Origin of the sequence: Thioclava sp. JE_KL1 (genome assembly GCF_009296265.1) — a bacterium.
Taxonomy (GTDB): Bacteria; Pseudomonadota; Alphaproteobacteria; order Rhodobacterales; family Rhodobacteraceae; genus Thioclava.
On the sequence record NZ_WBJS01000004.1, the window covers coordinates 219,553 to 238,323 of the forward strand.

18 protein-coding genes are annotated in these 18,771 nt (G+C 64.1%); 11 read left to right on the top strand and 7 right to left on the bottom strand.

From position 1 onward, the window contains the following. The first annotated feature begins 183 nt into the window (after nucleotides 1-183). From F8R15_RS08885 to F8R15_RS08905, 5 genes are all read left to right on the top strand, one after another. On the top strand, nucleotides 184-1,368 hold the full coding sequence (locus tag F8R15_RS08885; protein ID WP_152844328.1) for an ABC transporter substrate-binding protein: 1,185 nt from the start codon (nucleotides 184-186) through the stop codon (nucleotides 1,366-1,368). Between the two features lie 104 nt (nucleotides 1,369-1,472). Then, nucleotides 1,473-2,333, top strand: coding sequence for an ABC transporter ATP-binding protein (locus tag F8R15_RS08890; RefSeq protein ID WP_078540797.1), 861 nt, complete (start codon nucleotides 1,473-1,475; stop codon nucleotides 2,331-2,333). Next, nucleotides 2,330-3,034, top strand: a complete 705-nt coding sequence (locus F8R15_RS08895; RefSeq protein ID WP_078540796.1) for an ABC transporter ATP-binding protein — start codon at nucleotides 2,330-2,332, stop codon at nucleotides 3,032-3,034. Before F8R15_RS08890 ends, F8R15_RS08895 begins: the two co-directional genes overlap by 4 nt. Nucleotides 3,035-3,037: 3 nt before the next feature. Next, complete coding sequence (locus tag F8R15_RS08900; RefSeq protein WP_078550208.1) at nucleotides 3,038-4,045, top strand: branched-chain amino acid ABC transporter permease; 1,008 nt, start codon at nucleotides 3,038-3,040, stop codon at nucleotides 4,043-4,045. Next, nucleotides 4,042-5,370: a branched-chain amino acid ABC transporter permease gene (locus F8R15_RS08905; RefSeq protein ID WP_152844329.1), complete on the top strand. Its 1,329-nt coding sequence runs from the start codon at nucleotides 4,042-4,044 to the stop codon at nucleotides 5,368-5,370. The genes F8R15_RS08900 and F8R15_RS08905 overlap by 4 nt, the downstream gene beginning before the upstream one ends. A 102-nt stretch (nucleotides 5,371-5,472) precedes the next feature. Here F8R15_RS08905 and F8R15_RS08910 read toward each other — a convergent pair whose 3' ends face one another. The 5 genes from F8R15_RS08910 to dusB form a co-directional block, all read right to left on the bottom strand. Then, nucleotides 5,473-6,873 carry a sigma-54 dependent transcriptional regulator gene (locus tag F8R15_RS08910; protein ID WP_078520784.1) on the bottom strand — a complete coding sequence of 467 codons (1,401 nt, stop codon included), beginning with the start codon at nucleotides 6,871-6,873 and terminating at the stop codon, nucleotides 5,473-5,475. Beyond that, the gene (locus F8R15_RS08915) at nucleotides 6,870-9,113 is read right to left on the bottom strand and encodes a PAS domain-containing sensor histidine kinase (RefSeq protein WP_152844476.1); all 2,244 of its coding nucleotides are present in this window, start codon (nucleotides 9,111-9,113) and stop codon (nucleotides 6,870-6,872) included. Before F8R15_RS08915 ends, F8R15_RS08910 begins: the two co-directional genes overlap by 4 nt. Before the next feature lie 112 nt (nucleotides 9,114-9,225). Next, nucleotides 9,226-10,596, bottom strand: coding sequence for a response regulator (locus tag F8R15_RS08920; RefSeq protein WP_078550200.1), 1,371 nt, complete (start codon nucleotides 10,594-10,596; stop codon nucleotides 9,226-9,228). 3 nt (nucleotides 10,597-10,599) lie between these two features. Continuing rightward, on the bottom strand, nucleotides 10,600-11,667 hold the full coding sequence (locus tag F8R15_RS08925; RefSeq protein WP_078520786.1) for a nitrogen regulation protein NR(II): 1,068 nt from the start codon (nucleotides 11,665-11,667) through the stop codon (nucleotides 10,600-10,602). Then, nucleotides 11,664-12,644, bottom strand: a complete 981-nt coding sequence (dusB, locus tag F8R15_RS08930) for a tRNA dihydrouridine synthase DusB (protein ID WP_368731023.1) — start codon at nucleotides 12,642-12,644, stop codon at nucleotides 11,664-11,666. The genes F8R15_RS08925 and dusB overlap by 4 nt, the downstream gene beginning before the upstream one ends. Nucleotides 12,645-12,860: 216 nt before the next feature. Between dusB and F8R15_RS08935 the strand changes: the two genes are divergently transcribed. The 4 genes from F8R15_RS08935 (at nucleotide 12,861) to F8R15_RS08950 (ending at nucleotide 16,330) form a co-directional block, all read left to right on the top strand. Continuing rightward, nucleotides 12,861-13,988 carry a bifunctional 2-C-methyl-D-erythritol 4-phosphate cytidylyltransferase/2-C-methyl-D-erythritol 2,4-cyclodiphosphate synthase gene (locus tag F8R15_RS08935; protein WP_152844330.1) on the top strand — a complete coding sequence of 376 codons (1,128 nt, stop codon included), beginning with the start codon at nucleotides 12,861-12,863 and terminating at the stop codon, nucleotides 13,986-13,988. A gap of 4 nt (nucleotides 13,989-13,992) precedes the next feature. Next, nucleotides 13,993-14,502 (top strand): phosphatidylglycerophosphatase A, encoded by a 510-nt coding sequence (locus F8R15_RS08940; RefSeq protein ID WP_152844331.1) that lies wholly within the window; start codon nucleotides 13,993-13,995, stop codon nucleotides 14,500-14,502. After that, nucleotides 14,499-14,972, top strand: a complete 474-nt coding sequence (locus F8R15_RS08945) for a CinA family protein (protein WP_152844332.1) — start codon at nucleotides 14,499-14,501, stop codon at nucleotides 14,970-14,972. The genes F8R15_RS08940 and F8R15_RS08945 overlap by 4 nt, the downstream gene beginning before the upstream one ends. A 179-nt stretch (nucleotides 14,973-15,151) precedes the next feature. Further along, a complete protein-coding gene (locus F8R15_RS08950) occupies nucleotides 15,152-16,330 on the top strand; it encodes an ammonium transporter (RefSeq protein WP_152844478.1) in 1,179 nt (392 codons plus the stop codon). Between the two features lie 76 nt (nucleotides 16,331-16,406). Here the strand turns inward: F8R15_RS08950 and F8R15_RS08955 are convergent, their stop codons facing one another. Further along, nucleotides 16,407-16,865: a type II toxin-antitoxin system RatA family toxin gene (locus F8R15_RS08955; protein ID WP_152844333.1), complete on the bottom strand. Its 459-nt coding sequence runs from the start codon at nucleotides 16,863-16,865 to the stop codon at nucleotides 16,407-16,409. Between the two features lie 84 nt (nucleotides 16,866-16,949). Between F8R15_RS08955 and hpt the strand changes: the two genes are divergently transcribed. Next, complete coding sequence (hpt, locus tag F8R15_RS08960) at nucleotides 16,950-17,498, top strand: hypoxanthine phosphoribosyltransferase (RefSeq protein WP_152844334.1); 549 nt, start codon at nucleotides 16,950-16,952, stop codon at nucleotides 17,496-17,498. Continuing rightward, nucleotides 17,495-17,677 carry a hypothetical protein gene (locus F8R15_RS08965; protein WP_078550189.1) on the top strand — a complete coding sequence of 61 codons (183 nt, stop codon included), beginning with the start codon at nucleotides 17,495-17,497 and terminating at the stop codon, nucleotides 17,675-17,677. Before hpt ends, F8R15_RS08965 begins: the two co-directional genes overlap by 4 nt. Nucleotides 17,678-17,760: 83 nt before the next feature. On the opposite strand, the gene F8R15_RS08970 is transcribed toward F8R15_RS08965, so the two are convergent. After that, nucleotides 17,761-18,765, bottom strand: a complete 1,005-nt coding sequence (locus F8R15_RS08970; protein WP_152844335.1) for a branched-chain amino acid ABC transporter permease — start codon at nucleotides 18,763-18,765, stop codon at nucleotides 17,761-17,763. Nucleotides 18,766-18,771 lie beyond the last annotated feature (6 nt).

An 18,771-nucleotide genomic window follows, 5' to 3' on the forward strand; every position in this document is an offset into this window, starting at 1 on the left:
CAATCACCCCTCGCGCCTTTCACGAATTTGCACATAACCCCAAATTGCCGTTACGTCGCATTGCGCGCACCTTGACCTTCGGGTCCGTTTTTCGCGTCATCGCGCCACTCGCGGTTCTTCACATTTGACAAACCGCGCACTAACCTCGCGCAAGAACGCGAGTTCCAACACGGGAGTGAACACATGAAAAAACTGCTTCTGGCTTCGGCTGCGATCGCGCTTGGCGCGACTGGCGCATATGCCGATGACGTGAAGATGGGCGTCCTGCTGGGCTTTACCGGCCCGCTTGAATCGCTCGCCCCGCCGATGGCGCAGGGTGCCGAGATGGCGATCAAGGAAGTCTCCGATTCCGGCAAGCTGCTGGGTGGCGACACCGTGACCGCAGTCCGCGGCGACTCGACCTGCGTCGACGCAGCCGCCGCCACCGCGGCAGGCGAAACGCTGGTCACTACCGACAAGGTCGCTGGCATCATGGGCGCAATGTGCTCGGGCGCGACCACCGCTGTCCTGCAGAACGTCGCAATGCCGAACGGCGTCGTGATGATCTCGCCCTCGGCGACCTCGCCGGCACTCTCGACGCTCGAGGATGATGGCCTGTTCTTCCGCACCGCACCGTCGGATGCGCGTCAGGGCGAAGTCATGGCCGACGAGATCCTCGAGAAGGGCATCAAGAACGTCGCCGTGACCTACACCAACAACGACTACGGCAAGGGTCTCGCCGACAGCTTCGAGAAAGCCTACAAGGCCAAGGGCGGCACCGTGACCATCTCGGCCGCGCACGAAGACGGCAAGGGCGACTACTCCGCTGAAGTCGCATCGCTCGCTTCCGCAGGTGGCGACGCGCTCGTCATCGCCGGCTATATCGACCAGGGCGGCTCGGGCATCCTGCGCGGCGCGCTCGACACCGGCGCCTTCGAGAAATTCGTCTTCCCCGACGGCATGGTCAGCCAGACGCTCGAAGACAATTTCGGCTCGGAAATCAACGGCTCCTTCGGCCAGCTTCCCGACTCGGCTGGCGACGGCATGAAGACCTATCTCGGCATGGCCGAGAAAGCCGGCTTCGACGGCTCGTCGGCCTATTCGGGCGGCGCCTATGACGCGGCGGCTCTGATGCTGCTCGCGATGCAGGCGGCGGATTCCACCGACCCGAAAGTCTACAAGGACAAGGTCATGGAAGTTGCGAACGGCCCCGGCGAGAAGATCTATCCCGGCGAGCTGGGCAAGGCGCTCGACCTGATCAAGGAAGGCAAGCCGGTCGACTATGAAGGCGCGACCGCCGTCAACCTGATCGGCAATGGCGAAGCCGCGGGCACCTTCCGCGAAATCACGATCAAGGACGACAAGATCGAGACGGTGAAATACCGCTAATCGGTCATCAGAGCTGAGGCAGCCCGGAGCGATCCGGGCTGTTTTCAATTATAAAACAACAAGATGCGGCGTGAAGCTAACACGCCTACAACTCAGGGGACCCTATGATCCGGGTTGAAAACCTAGTCAAATCCTTCGGAGGATTCCGCGCGGTCGATGGCGCGAGCCTCGAAATCGCGACCGGCTCGATCACCGGGCTGATCGGCCCGAACGGCGCCGGCAAATCAACGCTCTTCAACGTCATCGCAGGCGTGCACGAACCCACCGCGGGCCGTGTCACGATGGATGGCGAGGACATCACCGGGCTTGCGCCCCATGAGCTGTTCCACAAGGGGCTGCTGCGCACCTTCCAGATCGCGCATGAGTTTCCTTCGCTCACCGTGCGCGAGAACCTGATGATGGTGCCCACCGGACAGGCGGGCGAGACGCTCTGGAACACATGGTTCGGGCGAAAACACATCCGCGACGAGGAAGCGGCGCTTCTGAAGAAAGCCGATGAAGTTCTTGATTTCCTGACGATTTCGCATCTCAAGGACGAGAAGGCAGGAAACCTCTCGGGCGGCCAGAAGAAGCTTTTGGAGCTGGGCCGCACGATGATGGTCGAAGCCAAGATCGTCTTCCTCGACGAGGTCGGCGCGGGCGTGAACCGGACGCTTCTGAACACGATCGGCGATGCCATCGTGCGCCTCAACAAAGAGCGCGGCTACACCTTCTGCGTCATCGAACACGACATGGATTTCATCGGCCGCCTCTGCGACCCGGTCATCGTGATGGCCGAGGGCAAGGTGCTGGCCCAAGGGTCTGCCGATCACATCATGGAAAACGAAGCCGTCATCGAGGCCTATCTGGGCACCGGGCTGAAGAACAAGGTCAAGGCCGAGGAAACCGCCGAGACCGCCGCCCATGAAGACCACGGCGCGCAGCCCGGTCTGGGCGATGAAGCCGGCAAAGGGGGTGCCCAATGAGCTATCTCAACGCCTCCAATATGACCGGCGGCTACGGCAAGGCCGACATCCTGCACGACTGCACGCTGACCGTCGAAAAGGGCGAGATCGCCGTGATCGTCGGCCCCAACGGCGCGGGCAAATCCACCGCGATGAAGGCGGTCTTCGGCATGCTCGGCCTGCGCGAAGGCAAGGTCACGCTCGACGGGCAGGACATTACCGGCCTCTCGCCGCAGGACCGCGTTAAGAAAGGTATGGGCTTCGTCCCGCAGGTGAACAACGTCTTCCCGACCATGACGGTCGAGGAAAACCTCGAGATGGGCGCCTTCATCCGCGACGACGATTTCCGGGGCACGATGGATCAGGTCTTCGACCTGTTCCCGATCCTGAAGGAAAAGCGACGCCAGAACGCGGGCGAGCTCTCCGGCGGGCAGCGTCAGCAGGTGGCCGTGGGCCGCGCGCTGATGACCCAGCCGAAACTGCTGATGCTCGACGAGCCGACCGCGGGCGTCTCGCCCATCGTGATGGACGAGCTGTTCGATCGCATCATCGAGGTCGCCCGCAGCGGCATCTCGATCCTGATGGTCGAACAGAACGCCCGCCAAGCCCTTGAGATCGCGGATAAAGGCTATGTCCTCGTGCAAGGCGCGAACAAATACACCGACACTGGCGAGGCCCTTCTGGCCGACCCGGAAGTCCGCCGCACCTTCCTGGGGGGCTGAGGAATGGAACTCATCAACGCGCTTGTCGCGGTTACCAACTACGTCATCATCCCCGCCACCGCCTATGGCGCGCAGCTTGCGCTCGGGGCGCTCGGGGTCACGCTGATCTACTCGATCCTGCGGTTTTCCAACTTCGCCCATGGCGACACGATGGCCTTCGGCACCGGGGTCGTGATCCTGATCACCTGGGGCTTTCAGGCGATGGGGATCAGCTTCGGCCCACTGCCGACCGCCCTTCTCGCCCTGCCCTTCGGCATCGCGGTCACCGCGGCGCTGATGCTCGGCACGGACAAGGTCGTTTACCAATATTACCGCAAGGTCAGAGCCGCGCCCGTGGTCATGGTCATGGTCTCGGTCGGCGTGATGTTCGTGATGAACGCGCTCACGCGCTTCCTGATCGGGGTCGACCAGATCAATTTCGATGACGGCACGCGCTTCGTGATCAACGCGCGGCAATGGCGCGACATGACGGGACTGCACGAGCCGCTGACGCTGCGCTCGACCCAAGTTATCACCGTCGTCACCGCGATCATCACCGTGGCCGCGCTGTTCTGGTTCCTCGGCAAGACGCGCACCGGCAAATCCATGCGCGCGTTTTCCGATAACGAGGATCTGGCGCTGCTGTCGGGCATCGACCCGAACAAGGTCGTGGCAGTCACCTGGATCATCACCGGCGCGCTCGCGACCATCGCAGGCACGCTCTACGGGCTCGACAAGTCGTTCAAAGCCTTCACCTATTTCCAGCTTCTGCTACCGATCTTCGCCTCGGCCATCGTCGGCGGCATCGGCAACCCGGTGGGCGCGATCGCGGGCGGCTTCGTGATCTCCTTCTCGGAAGTGGGTCTCACCTACGCGTGGAAGAAGGTCGCGACCTATCTGGTCCCGAGCTGGGAGCCGGACGGGCTCGTTCAGCTTCTCTCCACCGACTACAAATACGCAGTCAGCTTCACGATCCTGATCCTCGTCCTGATCTTCAAGCCGACCGGCCTCTTCAAGGGGAAAATCGTATGAGCAGCAATCGTCAGGCTGGCGAGACCAGCCGTCTCCGCGCGCCCCTCTTCTTCGCCATCATGGCTGCGCTCATCCTGCTCGAGGGCTTCACCTCGGGCTGGAACTCGGCGCTCGGCATTCTCAACATGGGGCTTCTGTCGGCGATCATGGCGCTCGGCGTGAACATGCAATGGGGCTATGCGGGCCTGTTCAACGCGGGCGCGATGGGCTTCCTCGCGCTTGGCGGTCTGGCCCCGGTGCTGATCTCCATGCCGCCCACCCCCGGCGCCTTCTCGGGCGGCGGTCCGGGCATCATGGCGGCCTTCTTCGTGGCCATCGTCGCGGTGCTCGCGGCCGTCTGGATCTGGCGCAATCTGCGCGGCAAGACGCGCGGCCTCGCCGTGACCGCCGTGCTGATCGTCGGCTTCTTCACCTATCGCTGGCTGTTCGATCCGGCGGTCGAGGTGATCGAGGCGATCAACCCCTCGGCGCAGGGCAACCTCGGCGGGCTTGGCCTGCCGACGCTGATCTCCTGGCCCGTGGGCGCGGTTCTGGCCGCAGGCGCGGCCTGGCTGGTCGGCAAAACCGCGCTCGGCCTGCGCTCGGATTACCTCGCGATCGCCACGCTCGGCATCGCGGAGATCATCGTCGCGATCCTGAAAAACGAGCAATGGCTCGACCGGGGCGTGCTGAACGTCAACGGCATCCCTCGCCCCTGGCCGGTGCCCTACGAGATCGACCTGCAGAACTCGCCCGATTTCGTCGCGCAGATGCAGGCTTGGGGCCTCGATCCGCAGCTCGGCTCGACCATCGTGGTGAAGCTGGCCTTCCTCGTTCTGTTCGTGATCGTCATCCTCGCGCTGATCTGGCTGACCGAGATGTCGCTGAAATCGCCCTGGGGCCGGATGATGCGCGCGATCCGCGACAACGAGATCTCGGCGGCGGCCATGGGCAAGAACGTCACCCGCCGCCACCTGCAGATCTTCGTGCTGGGCTCGGCGGTGATCGGGCTTGCGGGCGCGATGATGATCTCGCTCGACGGGCAGATGACGCCGACCTCCTACAACCCGCTGCGCTACACCTTCCTGATCCTCGTGATGGTGATCGTGGGCGGCTCGGGCAACAACTGGGGCTCGATCCTCGGCGGCGTTCTGATCTGGTATGTCTGGGTCAAGGCCGGCGACTGGGGCCCGGATATCATGGGCGCGCTGGCGGCACCCTTCCCCGATGGCGGGCTCAAGGATCACCTGATCCAGTCAGCCCCGCATATGCGGATGCTGGTGATGGGGATCATCCTGCTGATGGTGCTGCGCTTCAGCCCGCGCGGGTTGTTGCCGGAGAAATAAAAACGAGGGGCTCTGCCCCTCGCCCGTTCCGGGCTCACCCCGGGATATTTCTGCCAAAACGAAGACAAGACGCGCGCCCCGAAAGGAGGCGCGCGTTTTTCGTTACTCCTCGCCGCCGTCGAATTGGGCGACGCGAGCGCCGGCCTTGTTCGTGGTGACGACGCCGAGCGATTTCAGTTTGCGGTGCAGCGCCGAGCGCTCCATGCCGACGAAATTCGCGGTGCGCGAGATGTTGCCCCCGAAGCGGTTGATCTGGGTGAGCAGGTATTCGCGCTCGAACAGCTCGCGCGCCTCGCGCAAAGGCAGCGTGGCGAGCGCGCCGCCCAGAACGATGCGCCCCTCATCCGCCGGGCCTTCCTGACCGGGCAGCTCGCGCGCCTCGATCGCACCCGTGCCTTCGCCGAGGATCAGCACCCGCTCGATCACGTTGCGCAGCTGGCGGACATTGCCGGGCCAGTCCATCGTCTGCATCAGCGCCGCGGCCTCTTCCGAGATTTCACGCAGCGGCAGGCCCTGGGTCTCGTTGAAGCCGCGCAGGAAATGGTCCGCCAGAAGCGGCACGTCCTCGCGCCGCTCGGAGAGCGGCGGCACCTCGATCGGCACGACGTTCAGCCGGTCGTAGAGCTCTTGCCGGAAAAGCCCCTCGCGGATCTGCGTCATCAGATCGCGGGTCGTCGACGAGATCACCCGCAGATCGACGCGGACCTTGTCGGCCCCGCCCACGCGCAGGAATTGCTGCTCCGTCAGCACGCGAAGGATCTTCGACTGCGTGCCGAGCGGCATCTCGGCCACCTCGTCGAAATAGATCACGCCGCCATGGGCCTGTTCCAGCAGCCCCTTCTCGACGCCACGCTCGGGCGTCTCGCGCCCGAACAGCACCTCTTCCATCCGGTCGGGTTCGATCGAGGCGGAATTCACGGTGATGAAAGGCCCCGCCGCACGGGTCGAGAACTGGTGGATATAGCGCGCGGCCATTTCCTTGCCCGAGCCCGGTTCGCCCGTCAGCATCACCCGGCCATTGGACTTGGTGACCTTGTCGAGCTGATCCTTCAGCCGCCGGAACGCCGCCGAGTCGCCGATCATCTCGCCGGAGGACATGTCGCGGCGCTTCAGCGTCGAGTTCTCGCGCCGCAGCCGCGCCGTCTCCATCGCGCGCGAGATCACCACCATCAGCTGGTCGATGTTGAAGGGCTTCTCGATGAAGTCGTAGGCGCCCTGCTTGATCGCCGCCACCGCGATCTCGATATTGCCGTGGCCCGAGATGATGATGACAGGCACGTCCGGGTTGTCGCGCTTGACCGTCTTGAGGATGTCGATCCCGTCCATCTTGCTGTCCTTCAGCCAGATATCGAGGATCATCAGCGCCGGTTCCTGGGCGTTGATCTCGTCCATGCACTCGTTGGAATTCGCCGCGAGGCGTGTCTTGAAGCCTTCGTCGCGCAGGATGTCGGCGATCAGCTCGCGGATGTCTTTCTCGTCGTCGACGATCAGAATGTCGCTCATGTCACTTCCCCGGGGGCTTCGCCCCTCTCCTTGATGGCTCTGAGCGCTGCTCGGGCGCGTGGGAGCCTGATTTCGGCGAGCGCCCCGCGATGGGCACCCTCTGCAAAGGCGGGCGCATCGCTCAGGGTCAGCGTTCCACCATGTTCCTCAATGATCTTCTTGACGATGGGAAGGCCCAGCCCGGTGCCTTTCTCGCGCGTCGTCACGTAAGGCTCGAACAGCCGCGAGCGGTCGGGCGGCAGGCCGATCCCGTTGTCCGCGATATGGATCGTCACATGCTCGGGCGCGACCTGCATATCGAGGCGAACCTCGGGCACGAAGCCCTCTTCCACGCCCCCTTTTTCCGTATAGGATTCAATCGCTTCGCCTGCGTTCTTCACAAGGTTCGTCACCGCTTGCGAGATCATCGTCGCGTCCAGTTCGACGATCACCGGCTCGCTCGGGACATCCGTGACCAGTTTCGCGCCATGCAGGCTGTCTTGCTGCAGGGTCGCGGCGTCGCGCACCAGCTGTGCCAGATCGTGATCGGCACGGTCGGGTTCCGGCATCCGGGCGAAGCGCGAAAACTCATCGACAATGCGCCGCAAGTCATTGGTTTGCCGCACAATAACGCCGGTAAGCTGATTGAGCGTTTCAAGATCTTCGCCCTCGGTCATCTTGCCGAATTTGCGTTTGATCCGCTCGGCCGAAAGCTGGATCGGCGTGAGCGGGTTCTTGATCTCATGCGCGATGCGCCGCGCAACATCGCCCCACGCCGCCATGCGCTGCGCCGAGACCAGATCGGTCACATCCTCGAAAGCCACCACATAGCCCTCGGGCGTGCCCAGATCGTTGCGCCGCACCGCCATGCGCACCAGCAGGCTTTCCAGCCGTCCGCCCCGCGAGACCCGGATTTCCTCTTGCGCGACCTCGTTAAGACCGTCCTGCAATCGATTGTAAAGACCGACGAATTCCGGAACAGCGGTCGAGAGCTCGCGGGCATTGTCACGCGCACTATCAAGCGCCAGCAAGGTCATCGCCGCCCGGTTCACGAAGTCAATGCGCCCATCGGCATCCAGCCCGATCACCCCCGAAGTCACCGAAGACAGCACGGAATCGAACATCCGACGACGCTCCTCGGTCTCGCGGTGGTTCTCGATCAGGGCCATGCGCTGGCCCTTCAGCTGCCCGGTCATCCGGTTGAACGCCTCGCCGAGTGTCGCGATTTCGTCGTCGCCTTCGGCCTCGATCACCCGCGCATCCAGATCGCCCGAGCCGACACGCTCTGCCGCGGCAGCAAGCCGCCCGATGGGGCGCGACAGGCGCTCTGCGAACCACAGCCCCATCCAGAGCGCGGCGAGGATCAGGATCAGCGCGAAGCCGAAGTACAGCAGCCCGAACTCAAAAATCACCCGACCGCGCGCGCTCTCCAATTGCTGATAGAGCGTCACTGTCTCTCGCGTCTTATCGAGCAGCGCGAGGATCTGCCCGTCCACCTTGCGCGAGATATAGAGATAGCGGTCCACGAAGGCATCGAGCCGGATCAGCGCGCGCAGTTCCGAGTTCGGCCAATCCTCGATCAGCACCGTCTCGCCCTTCTGCGCCTCGACGATGTCGCGCGGAGAAGGTTCTTCGTAATCAAAGAGATAGGAGCGATCGCCGCGGGCCACGATCCGGCCCGTGCCGTCAATCACATAGGCCTCTTTCACGCCGCGCTGGATACCCGCCTGCCCGGTTATCAGCAATTCGCGCAGCTCGCCATCCGACATGAAGGTCGAAGCCTGCCGCCGCAGATTGAGGAAATTCGCGAGCGCCCGGCTGTCCTGCACAAGATCGCGTTTATGCTCTGACTGATAGGCCTCGGCGGCCTGAAGCGACGTGCCCACGACCGAGCGCACGCGATCCGAGAACCAGCCCTCGAGACCGATATTCACCGTGAGGAACGCGAAGACCGCGACGAGGATCGTTGGCACCAGCGCGATGCCCGCGAAAACGCCAGTCAGGCGCAGGGTCAGTCGCGACCCGGCGGAATGCGCACGCCTTGCGGCGATGATCTGCACCAGCCGCATCAGGATCAGACCGGCGAGCAGCAGGAAATAGACGAAATCGGCGAGCAGGATCAGGCGCAGCGCGGTGCTGTCCGCCCCCTGTCCCAAGGGCCCGAGGACTATGAAGGTCGCAATCGCGAGCGCCGGGCCCAGAACGACCAGACCGAAGGTAAACAGGTTGCGCACCCGCTTTTGGCGGCGAAAGCGCGCCAAACGGTCCCAGCCTGAGCGATATGCCGTGCTGCCCTGCACTAATGCCCCCTCATTCCAGACCGTGGCTCGCGAATCCGTGTGAACGGAAAAGCCACAGCCCCCTGTTGCGGGTTTACATCAGTTTGCGGCGGCGTGTCACCTGAATATCCAGATCGGTGATCTTTTTACGCAACGTATTGCGGTTGATGCCGAGCAGATCGGCACATCTGGCTTGGTTGCCACCGGTCGCATCGAGCGCGATTTCGATCAGCGGCGCCTCCATTTCCTTCAAAATCCGGTCGTAAAGGCCCGGAGGCGGCAGCGTCCCGCCGTGAAGGTCGAAATAGCGCCGCAGATGACGCGCGATGGAGGCGGAGAGCTTCTCGCCCTCGCCGCCTTGACGCAGCGGCTCGATCGCGGGCTGGTTGCCCAGCACGAATTCGGCCTCGGCGCGGGTGATCTCTTCCTCGGGCGAGGTCACCGCGAGACGGCGGATCGTGTTCTCCAGCTGGCGCACGTTGCCGGGCCAGGAATAGGCGCGCACGAGTTGCAGCGCCTCCGGCGTGAATCGGCGCAGGCCCAGCCCGTCGCGCTCGGCCCGGGCGAGGAAATGCTCGGCCAGAAGCGGGATATCCTCGACGCGCTCGCGCAGGCTCGGCACGTTCAGCGTCACGCCGCCGAGGCGGTAGAACAGGTCCTGACGGAACTTACCCGCCTCCATCAGCCCCGCGAGGTCGATCTGCGTCGTCGCCATGATCCGCGGCGCGGGATCGGGCAGCGCGTCGAGCATCCGCACGATCCGCGCCTGCGTGTCGTCGTCGTAATCGCCAACCTCGTCGAAGACGAGCGAGCCGCCCTTGGCCTTCGCCACCAGCGCCGCCGGGCCGTCCGCCCCCTGCAGATCGCCCGCCTGCGCCACCACGAAGGGCAGCGTCCGACGGTCGGAGAAGTCGTGAATAGCCTTCGCGATCAGCGACTTGCCGGTACCGCTCTCGCCCGCGATCAGCACCGCGAGATCGGCATTCATCACCCGTGCGACAAGCCGATAAAGCTCCTGCATCGCCGGCGTCCGCCCGACCAGAGGCAGGTCGCCCGCATCGCCGCCGCCTTCGATCTCGCGCGGGGCGGTCGGGCTGCGCCGCTTCTGCTCCAGCGCCTTTTGCGCGCGCTTCATCAGGTCCGGCAGATCGAACGGTTTGGGCAGATAGTCGTAAGCCTCGGCCTCGGCCGCCTGGATCGCAGTCATGATCGTGTTCTGCGCCGAGATCACGATGACCGGCAGGCCGGGGCGCTCCTCGGAGATTTTCGGCAAAGCCTCGAGCCCGTTTCCATCGGGCATGATCACATCCGAGATCACCAGATCGCCTTTGCCCTCTTCGACCCAACGCATCAGCGTCACGAGCGAGGCAGTGGCATGAACCTTGCAGCCCGCACGGGTCAGGGCCTGGGTCAGAACGGTGCGGATTGTGCGATCGTCATCCGCGACAAGTACGGTGCCGTCCATGGATCAGGCCTCCTTTGGCGCAACGGGAAGTGAAATGCGAAACCGGGTCTTTCCCGGGACCGAGTCGAGCGTGACCCAGCCGTCGTGATCGTTGATGATCTTCGAGACAAGCGCGAGACCAAGCCCCGTGCCGTTCTCACGCCCCGAAACGAAGGGCTCGAAGATTTCGTTGGAGATTTCCGGCGGGATGCCGGGGCCGTCGTCGATGATCTCGATCTGCAGCGGCAGAGGCTGCCCCGATCCATCGGCACGACGCAGACGCAGGCTGTGTTCGTAGAAGGTACGGATCTTGATTTCCCCATTCCCTTCCGAGGCTTCTGCAGCGTTCTTCAACAGGTTCAGGAAGACTTGAGTCAATTGATCCGCATCGCCCAGTGTCGGCGGCAGCGAAGGATCGTAATCCTCCTTGATCGTCATATGCGCACCGAAGCCAACGCCTGCGGATTTGCGCGCGCGGTCGAGCACGTCATGGATATTGACCGCTTTCTTCTCGGGCGCGCGGACGTTTCCGAACTGTTCGACCTGTTCGAGCAGCTTCACGATTCGGCGCGTCTCATCGACGATTAAATCGGTCAATTCAAGGTCTTCGCCGGACAAGTTCATGCTCAGAAGCTGGGCCGCCCCGGCGATTCCGGCGAGCGGGTTCTTGATCTCATGGGCGAGCATCTCCGCCATGCCGATGGCCGAGCGCGCCGCCGATTTCACAAGGCTCGCGCGGCCCAGCCGATCAGCGAGTTCACGCGGCTCGATCAGCAGCAGCACCCGGTCGGGATCTTCGCCCACGGGGGCGGCTTGCAGATTGCATTGCACCGGGGCTTTCTCGCCCGTTGTCAGCTCGACATCGTTTACGAAGAGCGAGGCGCGGTTCTTCCGGACCCGGTAGAAGATTTCCTCCAAAGGCGCGGAAATCGCGAGCCTTTCGCCGATCGCCTTCCCTCGCAGCGCCTTGGCGGAGAGGTTAAGAAACAGCTCGGCGGCGGGGTTCACCTCGTCGACAAGATCATCGCCGTCGATCAGCAAAGCCGGGGTAGGAAGCGAGGTCCAGATGATGCCGGGGGCCGGAAGGTTCATGCGGCGCACCTTTCCCCGAAAGCCCGCTCGATCAGCGCCAAGGTCGCCTCCGGCGTCTGGCTGACCATCATCTCGGCGCGCAGCGGCGCATTCGCCGCCTCGCAATACCAGCCCAGATGCTTGCGCGCGAGACGCAGCCCGAGATCACGTCCGTAGAAACTCAAGATCGCCTCGTAATGCTCTGAAATATAATCGCAAAGCGCATTTCCATAAGGAACCTGCGGCTTCAACGATCCGAAGATTTCATGACCGATTTCAGCCAGCCGCCACGGCGCGCCCTGCGCCCCGCGACCGACCATCACACCCGCCGCGCCCGATTGCGCAAGCGCTGCGCGCGCGGAGCTCGCATCGACCACGTCGCCATTCGCGATCACCGGGATCGAGACCGCGTCGACGGTCTCGGCAATCGCTTCCCAATCGGCACTGCCCTTATAGAACTGCATCCGCGTGCGCCCATGCACGACGATCATCTTCACGCCCGCGGCCTCGGCCCGGCGCGCGATCTCGGCCGCGTTATGCGTGTCGTCACACCAGCCCAGCCGCATCTTCAGCGTCACCGGCAGGTCGACCGCGCCCACCGTCGCCTCGATCAGCCGCAGCGCATGATCGGGATCGCGCATCAGCGCCGAGCCCGAGGCCCCGCCCGTCACCTTCTTGGCCGGGCAGCCCATATTGATGTCGATGATCCGCGCGCCCATGTCGGCGACCATCTTTGCGGCCTCCGCCATCGGTTCGGGCTCGCGCCCGGCAAGCTGCACCGAGGTCGGCAGTTCCAGCCCCATCTCGACCCGCGCTTTCGCGCGCACCGAGGGTTTCGCGGTCAGCATCTCTCCCGAGGCCACCATCTCGGACACGACGAGACCCGCGCCGAAACGCGCCACCATCCGCCGGAACGGAAGGTCGGTGATCCCGGCCATGGGCGCGAGAAAGACCGGAGGGGTCAATGTGATGTCGTCGAGAACCAAAATCTTCGGCACGGAGGTGTCCTGTCACTCGTCTTCCTTCGAATTAGGCGTTTGACCAAAGAATCACAATTGCGTCCACCCCTTTTTAGGTGGGAAAATCAGCATCCGCCTATTTTTTAATCACCTAACTGTGGCCAGTTGTCACATCGCGCGACGTATCGCGTCCAGCGGCACCGATTGCGCAGAGCCGCGTCTTCGCCTAAGCCCTTGGGCGATCAGGGAGCCGACATGAGCAACGCCATCATCATCGTCGCCGCCGGGCGTGGCACCCGCGCTGGCGGAGAAACCCCGAAGCAATGGCAGAGCCTCGCGGGGCAGCCGGTGCTGGCCCATACCGTTGCCGCTTTCAAAGGCATCGGGCGGATCGTGGTCGTTCTGCATCCCGAGGACATGACGCGCGGCATCGCGCAGTTTCAGGGCGAAGTCGCGCTATGTGCGGGCGGTGCGAGCCGCGATGCCTCGGTGCGCAATGCGCTGGAGATGCTGGAAGGCTCGGGCGTCGAGAAGGTGCTGATCCATGACGGCGCCCGCCCGCTGGTCAGCCGCGCGGTGATCGACGGCGTGCTCGAGGCGCTCGACAGCGCACAGGCGGCAGCGCCCGCCCTGCCCGTGTCGGATGCGCTCTGGATCGGCGAAAACGGTCAGGTCACCGGCACGCAGGATCGCAGCGGGCTTTACCGGGCGCAGACCCCGCAGGGCTTCGATTTCGACGCGATCCTCAACGCCCATCGCGCCCATCCGGGCGGGGCTGCCGATGACGTGGAAGTGGCCCGCGCGGCCGGTCTTTCGGTTGCGATCACGCGCGGCTCGGAAGACAATCTGAAGATCACCTACCCCGAGGATTTCGCCCGGGCCGAGAGACTGTTGGGAGACAAGATGGATATCCGTTTGGGCCATGGGTACGATGTGCACGCGTTCGAGCCGGGCGATCATGTGACGCTCTGCGGGGTCACGGTGGCGCATGACAAGAAGCTCAAGGGCCATTCCGACGCCGATGTGGGCATGCACGCGCTGACCGATGCGATCTATGGCGCGCTGGCCGAGGGCGATATCGGGCGGCATTTCCCGCCGTCGGACCCGCAGTGGAAAGGCGCCGCGTCGGAGATCTTCCTCGATCACGCCGTAAAACTGGCCGAGACGCGGGGCTTTCGTCTGGGCAATGCCGATGTCACGCTGATCTGCGAGCGCCCCAAGATCGGCCCGCATGCCGTTGAAATGGCGCAGGCTCTCGCGCGCATCATCGGGATCGAGCCGGGCCGGATCTCGGTCAAGGCCACCACCTCCGAGCGTCTGGGCTTCACCGGGCGCGAGGAAGGCATCGCCGCCATCGCCACCGCCACATTGATCAAGGAGTAATCCCATGCTGCGCGCCATCAACACGGTCGGATTTGTCGGCTTGCTGAAACCCGCGCCGGGCACCTGGGGCTCGCTGGTCGCGGTACTGGTCGGCTGGGCGATCGAGCATTGGCTGGGCTTCATCCCGCTGGTGATCGCCACGATCGCTGTCACCGCGCTTGGCTTCTGGTCGGTGCGCGCGCAGCTGGGCGACAGCGAAGACGACCCCTCCGAGATCGTCATCGACGAGGTGGCGGGCCAATGGGTGGCACTACTCTTCCCGGCCTTCGGATTCTGGCAGCGCGGCCTCTCCACGGGCGTCGATCTGCATATGGTCTGGCCCGGCCCGGTCGCGGCGTTCCTGCTGTTTCGGCTGTTCGACATCTGGAAACCGTGGCTCGTGGGCCGCGCCGATCGCCGCCATGACGCGACAGGCGTGATGCTCGACGATATCTGGGCCGGGGTCTTCGCCGGGATCGTGTCGATCATCCTCGCAGGCCTCTACCACATCGTCTTTCTGGGCATGATGGGATGAGCCGCGCGTCCGACGTTCTCGACGCCTGCAAGGCGCGCGGCCTGATGGTCGCGACCGCCGAGAGCTGCACCGGCGGGATGGTCGCCGCAGCCCTCACCGATATTCCGGGATCGTCAGCGGTCGTGGAACGCGGCTTCGTCACCTACACCAATGACGCCAAACGCGAGATGCTGGGCGTCAGCGCGGAAAGCCTCGACGCCCATGGCGCGGTCTCCGAGCCGGTCGCGCGCGAGATGGCCGAGGGCGCGCTGAGCCACTCCCACGCCCAGATCGCCGTCGCGATCACCGGCATCGCGGGACCGGGTGGATCCGAGTTCAAACCCGAAGGCCGGGTCTGTTTCGGCCTCGCGCGCGAGGGCGCCGAAACCCAAGTCGAGACGGTCGAATTCGGCGCGCTCGGCCGCGACAAGGTGCGCGAAGCGGCCCGCGATCGCGCGCTCGTCCTGCTGCTGTCCGCGGCGCAAGCCTGACTCCAAACCGCCCACGTCATAAGCATACGCACCTCGCATCGCCCATTTTTCGCGCAGGTACAAAAGTGACGCGCGAATAGGCGGGTTTTGCGCAAAATGTCTCTTTATTGCGCGTGGCGCTTATGGCCCCTGCCCTCCAGAGGGAATTTCGAGGAGGATTTGTCGAGATGGAAGCGGGGATGAACGCGGCCGATACCGCGTGGATCATGGTAGCGACGGCACTGGTTTTGCTGATGACGCTGCCGGGGCTGGCGCTGTTTTACGGCGGGCTCGTGCGAGCGCGCAACGTGCTGTCGATCTTCATGCAATGTTTCTCGATCGCGGCGCTGATGAGCGTCCTGTGGCTGTTGTTCGGCTATTCGATCGCCTTCGGGGACGCCAATGGCTATTGGGGCGGCTTGGGTAAATTCGCGCTGCTGGGCATCACGCCGGACACGCTGTCGGGCTCCATCCCGGAAATCGTCTTCTTCGCCTTCCAGATGACCTTCGCGATCATCACGCCCGCGCTGATCGTCGGCGCCTTCGTGGAGCGGATCAACTATGGCTTCGTGATGGTCTTCACCGGCCTTTGGATGCTGCTGATCTACGCCCCCGTCGCGCATTGGATCTGGGGCGGTGGCATCATGTCCGATGGCGGCATCTGGGGTGCGGTCGGCACCAAGGATTTCGCGGGCGGCATCGTGGTTCACGAAACCGCAGGCCTCGCAGCCCTCGTGCTGGCGCTGATGATCGGCCCGCGGGTGAAGCGCACCACGCCGCCGCATAACCCCGGCATGGTCGCGATGGGCGCAGGCTTGCTGTGGGTCGGCTGGTTCGGCTTCAACGGCGGCTCGGAGCTGGCGGCAGATGGCGTAGCCGGCAGGGCGATCACCGTCACCCATATCTCCGCCGCCGCCGCCTCGCTGAGCTGGGCGCTGTGGGAGCGCATCAAGTTCGGCCGCGCCTCGATGGTGGGCCTCGTGACCGGCACGATCGCAGGTCTGGCCTCGATCACCCCGGCCTCTGGCTTCGTGGGTCCGATCGAAGCGCTGGTGATCGGCTTCGCCGCCGGGATCATCTGTCAGGAATTCGTCGTGCTGATCCGTGAAAGGCTGCATGTCGATGACAGCCTTGACGTCTTCGCGGTCCACGGCGTAGGCGGCATCTTCGGCACGATCATGATCGCGGTCTTCGGCCATGGGTCGTTCGTGGCGCAACTCGGCGCGCTGGCCGTCGTCGGCGTGTTCACCGTCGCGGGCAGCTGGGTTCTGGCGATGCTGGTGCGGCTGGTCTTCCCGCTGCGGGTGAGCGACGAGCACGAGACCAACGGGCTGGACCTCTCCACCCATGGCGAGCGCGCCTATGACATGAACTCCTGATCGCAGGGGTTTGACCCGGAATGGAAAAGGCCGCCCCGACGGGCGGCCTTTTTCGTGGCACCTAGGCGAGGATCCCTCAGCCCTTCGGCCCATACAACTCCTCGGCGCGCTTCTCGAAGGCGCGCACGATCCGCTGCATCGCCTCGTTAAAAACGACCCCGATCACGCCCTGCAGGATCGCGTTCTTGAACTCGAAATCGACATGGAAATCGACCTCGCAGGAGCCATCGTCGCGATCGCTCATCCGCCAATGGCTGTGCATGTATTTGAACGGCCCGTCGAGATATTCGGTCTCGATGTGATGCTCGTCGGGATGCAGCACCACGCGCGAGCCGAACTTCTCGCGGAACACTTTGAACGAGATCACCAGATCGGCCAGCATCAGGATAGAGCCGTCCGGGCGTTCCTCGCGCGTGCGCACGCGGGCTGCCGAATTCCACGGCAGGAATTTCGGATAGCTCCCCACATCGGCCACCAGATCGTAGATCTGTTGCGCGCTATAGGGCATGACCCGGTTCTCGTGATGCTTAGGCATGTCTCTCCCGTTTTCTTGCGCCTCTTGATGCGCTAAAGCTAAGCCCGAGTTCAAGCCCTACAACCCGTTTCGAGGCCCGACATCATGACGCAGCGCCCCTATGTGATCGACCAGATGATTTCGGCCAAGCAGATCGCGGCCCGGGTCGAGGAATTGGCAGCCGAGATCACCCGGACCTTCAAGGGCACCGACAAGCTGGTGGTCGTGGGCCTCTTGCGCGGCTCCTTCGTGTTCATCGCCGATCTGGTGCGCGAGATCGACCTGCCGGTTGAGGTCGATTTTCTCGAAGCCTCCAGCTACGGCGACGCGATGACCAGCTCGCGCGAGGTGCGCATCCTCAAGGACCTGCGCGCAGGCATCGAGGGGCGCGACGTGCTGGTGGTCGAGGACATCGTCGATACCGGCTTCACCCTGCATCACGTGATGGGCATGCTGCGTGCGCGCAAACCGGGGCGCATCGAATGTTGCGCCCTGCTCGACAAACCCTCGCGGCGCGAGGTCGATGTGCGCGCCACCTGGACCGGGTTCGAGATCCCCGACGAATTCGTCGTGGGCTACGGCATCGACTTCGCACAGCGCAATCGCAACCTGCCCTTCATCGGCAAGGTGCGCTTCACCAAGGATGCTTCGTGAATTACACGTGGCTGCTGCGCATGGCGCGGTGGGCACGTCGCCCACCGTCGATGACGCAGGTGAAGATCGTGGCCGTCGTGGCGCTGGCCGTGATCGCGATCGTTGTCATTGAAAAGCTGGGGTACTGGCCGGATTGGGCGACGGTGAACCCGCGCGCCCTGCGCGCGCCCAGACCTTAAAGTCGCGGCCTCTCTTCGGGCTTGTGAAAGTATCCCGGTGGGCTCGCGAAGCGAGCGGGGGCAAAGCCCCCGCCACGCCAGTTTTACAGCGACGAAATGCGCAGCAGACGCGCGATCTCGCCGACGATGCCGCGGCGGAACAGCAGCACGCAGGCGATGAAGGTGCCGCCGATTACGACCTGCACCCACGAGCCAATGCCCGACAGGAAGTGCTGCAGCGTGACCACGATGAACGCGCCCACGACCGGACCGAAGATCGTGCCCATGCCGCCCAGCAGCGTCATCAGGATCACTTCGCCCGACATCTGCCAATGCGCATCCGTCAGCGAGGCGAACTGGAACACCAGCGCCTTGGTCGAGCCTGCGAGCCCGGCCAGACCCGCCGATAGCACGAATGCCAGCAGCTTGAACCGGTCGACATTATAGCCGAGCGACAGCGCGCGCGGCTCGTTCTCGCGGATCGCCTGCAGCACCTGGCCGAAGGGCGAATGCACGATGCGGTAGATCGCGAGGAAGCCGACGATGAAGACGGCCGCCACGAAGTAATACATCGTGATCGGATCGCTGAGGTTGAAGATGCCCAGCAGGTTGCCGCGCGGGATGCCCTGCAGGCCATCCTCGCCCCCGGTGAAGGGCATTTGCAGCGCGAAGAAATACACGATCTGCGCAAGCGCCAGCGTGATCATCGCGAAGTAGATGCCCTGCCGGCGGATCGCGAGCGAGCCCACGACCCAGCCCATCGCAGCGGCTGCGAGCGTGCCCGCGATGATACCGAGGATCGGCGGGAAACCCCAGACCTTCAGCACATGGCCTGCCACATAGGCCGCGCCCCCGAAGAAAGCGGCATGGCCGAAGCTGAGCAGGCCGGTGAAGCCGATCAGCAGGTTGAAAGCCGCCGCAAACAGCGCGAAGCACAGCAGCTGCATCACGAAAACCGGGTAAAGGAAGAACGGGGCGACTGCGAGGAAGCCCAGCAGCACCACCCAGAACACCGCCTGCACAATGCGGCCGCGCTTATGGGTCTCGGGGCTGACGTCTTCCTGTTCGAATTCGCCGATTTCGCTCGTCGTACTTGTCGTATTGCTCATGTCTTC

Coding starts and splice junctions, on each gene's coding strand:
- F8R15_RS08970 (WP_152844335.1), bottom strand. CDS start 18,765: ATGAGCAATACGACAAGTACGACGAGCGAAATCGGCGAATTCGAACAG.
- F8R15_RS08955 (WP_152844333.1), bottom strand. CDS start 16,865: ATGCCTAAGCATCACGAGAACCGGGTCATGCCCTATAGCGCGCAACAG.
- F8R15_RS08950 (WP_152844478.1), top strand. CDS start 15,152: ATGAACGCGGCCGATACCGCGTGGATCATGGTAGCGACGGCACTGGTT.
- F8R15_RS08940 (WP_152844331.1), top strand. CDS start 13,993: ATGCTGCGCGCCATCAACACGGTCGGATTTGTCGGCTTGCTGAAACCC.
- F8R15_RS08900 (WP_078550208.1), top strand. CDS start 3,038: ATGGAACTCATCAACGCGCTTGTCGCGGTTACCAACTACGTCATCATC.
- F8R15_RS08910 (WP_078520784.1), bottom strand. CDS start 6,873: ATGAGCGACATTCTGATCGTCGACGACGAGAAAGACATCCGCGAGCTG.
- hpt (WP_152844334.1), top strand. CDS start 16,950: ATGACGCAGCGCCCCTATGTGATCGACCAGATGATTTCGGCCAAGCAG.
- F8R15_RS08895 (WP_078540796.1), top strand. CDS start 2,330: ATGAGCTATCTCAACGCCTCCAATATGACCGGCGGCTACGGCAAGGCC.
- F8R15_RS08890 (WP_078540797.1), top strand. CDS start 1,473: ATGATCCGGGTTGAAAACCTAGTCAAATCCTTCGGAGGATTCCGCGCG.
- F8R15_RS08925 (WP_078520786.1), bottom strand. CDS start 11,667: ATGAACCTTCCGGCCCCCGGCATCATCTGGACCTCGCTTCCTACCCCG.
- F8R15_RS08935 (WP_152844330.1), top strand. CDS start 12,861: ATGAGCAACGCCATCATCATCGTCGCCGCCGGGCGTGGCACCCGCGCT.
- F8R15_RS08905 (WP_152844329.1), top strand. CDS start 4,042: ATGAGCAGCAATCGTCAGGCTGGCGAGACCAGCCGTCTCCGCGCGCCC.
- F8R15_RS08945 (WP_152844332.1), top strand. CDS start 14,499: ATGAGCCGCGCGTCCGACGTTCTCGACGCCTGCAAGGCGCGCGGCCTG.
- F8R15_RS08885 (WP_152844328.1), top strand. CDS start 184: ATGAAAAAACTGCTTCTGGCTTCGGCTGCGATCGCGCTTGGCGCGACT.
- F8R15_RS08920 (WP_078550200.1), bottom strand. CDS start 10,596: ATGGACGGCACCGTACTTGTCGCGGATGACGATCGCACAATCCGCACC.